This window comes from Actinosynnema sp. NPDC059797, from assembly GCF_042732085.1.
Taxonomy (GTDB): domain Bacteria; phylum Actinomycetota; class Actinomycetes; order Mycobacteriales; family Pseudonocardiaceae; genus Actinosynnema.
This window is the reverse complement of sequence record NZ_JBHWIE010000486.1, coordinates 1-4,414: the sequence shown is the minus strand read 5'-3', so window position 1 is coordinate 4,414 and position 4,414 is coordinate 1. Positions and strand designations below refer to the sequence as shown.

Here is a 4,414-nt window from a genome sequence, read left to right as displayed (position 1 = left end):
CAGTCCTCCAGCAGCTTCGTCATCCGCTCCTCGAAGTCGCCCCGGTAGCGGGTGCCCGCCACCATGGCGGGCAGGTCGAGCCGGACGACCCGCCTGCAGGCCAGCACGTCGGGCACGTCGCCCGCCGCGATGCGCTGCGCCAGGCCCTCCACGATGGCGGTCTTGCCGACACCGGCCTCGCCGATCAGCACCGGGTTGTTCTTGGTCCGGCGCGACAGCACCTCGACGGTCTGCTCGATCTCGTCGTCCCGCCCGATGACCGGGTCGAGGTCGCCCGCGCGGGCCCGGTCGGTCAGGTCGAGCCCGAACTGCTCCAGCACCCCCTCCCGGTCGGGCCGGTTCCCCCGGTCGGCGGCGCCGGGCCCGCGGCCCGCCAGGTTCTCCGGGGTCACCCGCGCCTCGCCGAGCAGCCGCCCCGCGCCCGACGCGGGGTTCGCGGCCAGCGCCAGCAGCAGGTGCTCGGGCCCGATGTACGACGAGCCGAGGCCGCGCGAGATCTGGTGGGCGTCCAGGATGACGCGCTTGGCCGCCGGGGTCAGCCGCACCGGGCCCCGGCGCGGCCCGCCGGTCGCCGACTGGCGCTCGACCTGCCCGGCCAACGCGTCCGGGTCGGCGCCCGCGCGCTCCACGAGCGCCCTGGAGGTCGGCTGCCGGGTGGCCGCCCACAGCAGCTGCTCGGTGTCCAGGTCGGTGCGGCCCCACTCGGCGGTCTGGTTGACCGCATCGGCGAGCAGGTCCCTGGCCTGCTCGCTGAGCAGGTCGGTGATGTCGACCGGGTTCGACCTGCGCCCGACCGGATTGGCGCCGAAGAACTGCGCCAGGAACTCGTCGAAGGGGCTCCTGCCCGGACCGCCCGGTCCGAAGAAACCGGTCATCGCACACCCTCCAGGTCGGCGCCGCCCGAGGTCCCGCGCGGTCCGGTTCGACATCGTCCCGTGGGGGCTTGCCGGAGGTGGGCGCCACAAACCTGCCGGCCGCGGCAACGGCGCGGACCGCCGTGCACTGTGCACGATCGGGTGACTTGCGGGGAACCGCAGCACCGGCGCACAGCCCCCGATTGGCCTCTGGCCGACCCCGTCGCACCCGGGCAGGCTTCGGGTACCGCAGTGTCCTGGGGGGACACTCAGACGTGTCACCTGCGTCCTTCTTCGTCTGCGGTGCGCCGGTTCTCCCGTTGAGAGGAAAACAGAGGCAATGCCGTTAACGAGGTCATCGCGCCGGTCACCGGTGCGCCTGCTCGCCGTCGCCCTGCTGGCCGGTGGCGCACTCCTCGCCCCGCTCTCCCAAGCCTCCGGCGCCACGCCGGACAAACCGGTCGAGGTGGCCGCGCCGACGCCGGACTCGCCCGTCAGCGGCAGGCTCGTGCCCGCGCTGCGCGGTGACGCGGCGAGGGCCGCGGCCGGTCCGCAGGTCAGCTCGGGCGTCCTCAGGCGCGGGGAGTCCGCGCGCACCGGTCGGACCGGGGACGCCAAGACCTCCGACACCACGACCATCACGCCGTGGAGCGGCTCCCTGCACGTCGTCTGGGGCGCGTTCCCGACCGTGTCGTCCATCGGGGCGCAGGCCACCCACACGGTCAACCCCGGCATCAGCATCCCGTCGGGCAACCCCGACGTGGTGTACGCCCCGACGCTGGTCCCGAGCGGGAAGACCTGCATCGAGGTCACCACGTTCTACTGGCAGGGCGGCAACGGCGTCGGCGCGTGGGACTGGTGCGCCGCCTCGCCCGGTTTCGCCGCGGTGGCCTGGATCGACTCGACCTTCCTGAGCACCTACACCACGTCGTTCCAGGGCCTGCCCGCCTACGAGGTGCTGGACGTGCAGACCAACGCGGTGACCAACTCCTGGACCGCCTACCTCTACAACTACACGACCTCCAGCTGGGACGCGCTGTTCACCAGCGCCGACACCGCGAAGCTCAGCGAGACGCACGGCGGCTGGAGCATGTTCGAGATCTACTCCGAGTACAACCCGGCCACGGGCCAGGGCCACTACTGCACGGAGACCTACGGCACCCAGTACCACGCCGCGAACCTCAAGATCAAGCTCGGCAGCACGTGGACCCCGCTGACCACCGCCAACTCCACCGTCACGCCTCCGGGCAGCGTCAACAGCACCGACTTCGGCTGCTACGGCCTGTCGTTCACCCTCCAGACGGCGAACAGCCACTGGCAGGTGACGCACTGAGGCCGGTGGTCCGGTGCGGCTCCCGGGGGGGGCGCACCGGACCACCTCACCGGGTCACCGCACCCCGAGCAGGCGGCCGTCCTCCGCGCCGTAGCACAGCAGGCGCCCCGGCGCGGGGCGCACGCTCAGGACCTCGCCGGCGGCCGGTTCGCCCTGCTCGGGCACGGTGAGGCTGACCAGCGCGCCGCCCGCGCACTCCAGGGTCACCAGCGAGGTCACGCCCAGGTTCTCCACGGTGGACACCCGGCCGGTCAGGCCGTCCTCGGCGACGTGCAGGTACTCGGGCCGCACGCCGACCACCACGGGCGTGCCGGCGGGCAGCCCGGGCGGACCGGGCAGGCGCGCGCCGGCGCACTCGACGCCGTCGTCCCGGGCGGTCCCGTCGAGCAGGTTCATCGGGGTGGAGCCGATGAAGTTGGCCACGAACGTGTCGGCCGGCCGCTGGAAGACCTCGCGCGGCGTGCCGAGCTGCCGGACCCGCCCCGCCTCCATCACCGCGATCCGGTGCGCCAGCGCCAGCGCCTCCGCCTGGTCGTGCGTCACGAACACGGTGGTCAGCGCCAGCTCGCGCTGCAACCGCTTGAGGAACGTCCTGGCCTCCAGCCGCAGCCGCGCGTCCAGGTTCGACAGCGGTTCGTCGAGCAGCAGCACGTCGGCCTCGACCGCGATCGCCCGCGCCAGCGCGGTGCGCTGCTGCTGCCCGCCGGACAGCTGGCCCGGCCTGCGGTCGAGCAGCCCGGACAGGCTCAGCCCGGCCGCGACCCGCTCGGCCGCCTCGCGCTGCCGCGCCCTGGGCGCGCGTCGCACCCGCAGCGGGTAGGCGATGTTCTCCGCCACGGTCATGTGCGGGAACAGGGCGTAGTCCTGGAACACCATCGCCACGCCGCGATCGCCCGGCGGCACGTCGGTCAGCTCGCGCGAGCCGATCGAGACCGCGCCCGAGACCGGTTGCTCCAGGCCCGCGATGGTGCGCAGCAGCGTGGTCTTGCCGCAGCCCGACGGGCCGAGCAGGGCGAACAGCTCGCCGTCGGCGACGCGCAGGTCGAGCCCGTCCACGGCGCGCACCCCGTTCGGGTACTCGACGGACAGCCCGGTGATGTCGATGCCCGCCATCAGCTCTTGATCCCCCCGTGGAACCGGAACCCGTAGCGCTTGTCCACCAGCAGGTACAGCACGACCACCGGGATGTAGTAGAGCAGCGAGAACACCGGGAGCACGGTCAGGTTGGCGTTGCCGCCCTCGTCCTGGAGGGTGCGCAGCAGCACCGCCGCCGGTTGGCGGCCCACGTCGCGCAGCAGCAGGAACGGCAGCAGGAAGTTGCCCCACGCGTTCACGAACGACCACACCACCACGGCCGCCACGCCGGGGCGGGCGACGGGCAGCACCACGTGCCCCAGGACCTGCGCCGGCGAGGCGCCGAACACCCGCGCGGCCTCCTCGTAGGAACGCGGCACGGTGTCCATGAAGTCCTTGAGGATGAAGATCGCGGCGGGCAGCATCCCGCCCGCGATCACCAGGGCGGTGCCGAACCGCGAGTCGATCAGGCCGAGCTGGAGCATCAGCACGAACACCGGCACCATCGCCGCGGTGCCGGTGACCACGCTGGACAGCAACAGCAGCAGGTAGAGCAGCGCGTCGCGGCCCGGGACGCGGACCCGGGACAGCGAGTAGGCGGCCAGCGCGGCCAGGGACGCGGTCACCGCGGTCGCCACCACGCACAGCACCAGCGAGTTGACCAGGGAGGTGAGCGCGTACGGGTGGGCGAGGGCGGCGCGCGCGTTCGACGTCGTCCAGTCCGGCCACCGCACGCCCAGCCCCGGCTCGGCGTCGAACGGCGCGGACGCCAGCCACAGCATCGGCACCGCGAAGAACGCCAGCACCACCGCGATCAGCACGTGGAAGCCGAGCCGGCGCACCACCCGCGCCGGGGTCACGCCCGCCTCCGCAGCAGCCGCAGGTAGACCAGCGCGACCAGCAGGTTGCCGACCAGCAGCAGCGCCGACAGGGCCGAGGCGTACCCGAGTTGGCCGCCCTCCAGCGCCTGGCGGTAGATCAGCACGGGCAGCACCTCCGACTCGTGGTTCGGCCCGCCCGCGGTCAGCAGGAACGGCGTGAAGTCGTTGGCCGTCCACAGGCTGATGAGCAGCGTGTTGGTCAGCACGTGCCCGCGGATGTGCGGGAACACCACGTCGCGCACCAGCCGGGGGCCGCTCGCGCCCAGCAGGCG

The 4,414-nt window shown here is 73.2% G+C and carries 5 protein-coding genes; 1 reads left to right on the top strand and 4 read right to left on the bottom strand.

The window, feature by feature from the left end; translation table 11 throughout:
* Window positions 1-875: Clp protease N-terminal domain-containing protein (locus tag ACFV4N_RS40300; RefSeq protein ID WP_499677958.1), on the bottom strand; the 875-nt coding region annotated here is incomplete at its 3' end.
* Between the two features lie 352 nt (window positions 876-1,227).
* On the opposite strand from ACFV4N_RS40300, the gene ACFV4N_RS40295 reads away from it, so the two are divergent.
* Entirely contained in the window at window positions 1,228-2,187 is a 960-nt protein-coding gene (locus tag ACFV4N_RS40295; RefSeq protein ID WP_499677957.1) for a hypothetical protein, read from the top strand.
* A 54-nt stretch (window positions 2,188-2,241) separates the two neighbouring features.
* Here ACFV4N_RS40295 and ACFV4N_RS40290 read toward each other — a convergent pair whose 3' ends face one another.
* From ACFV4N_RS40290 to ACFV4N_RS40280, 3 genes are all read right to left on the bottom strand, one after another.
* Entirely contained in the window at window positions 2,242-3,300 is a 1,059-nt protein-coding gene (locus ACFV4N_RS40290) for an ABC transporter ATP-binding protein (protein ID WP_499677956.1), read from the bottom strand.
* Window positions 3,300-4,121 (bottom strand): ABC transporter permease subunit, encoded by an 822-nt coding sequence (locus ACFV4N_RS40285; RefSeq protein ID WP_499677955.1) that lies wholly within the window; start codon window positions 4,119-4,121, stop codon window positions 3,300-3,302. The genes ACFV4N_RS40290 and ACFV4N_RS40285 overlap by 1 nt, the downstream gene beginning before the upstream one ends.
* Window positions 4,118-4,414 (bottom strand): carbohydrate ABC transporter permease (locus ACFV4N_RS40280; RefSeq protein ID WP_499677954.1); only part of this gene is annotated, 297 nt, incomplete at its 5' end. The genes ACFV4N_RS40285 and ACFV4N_RS40280, both read right to left, overlap by 4 nt.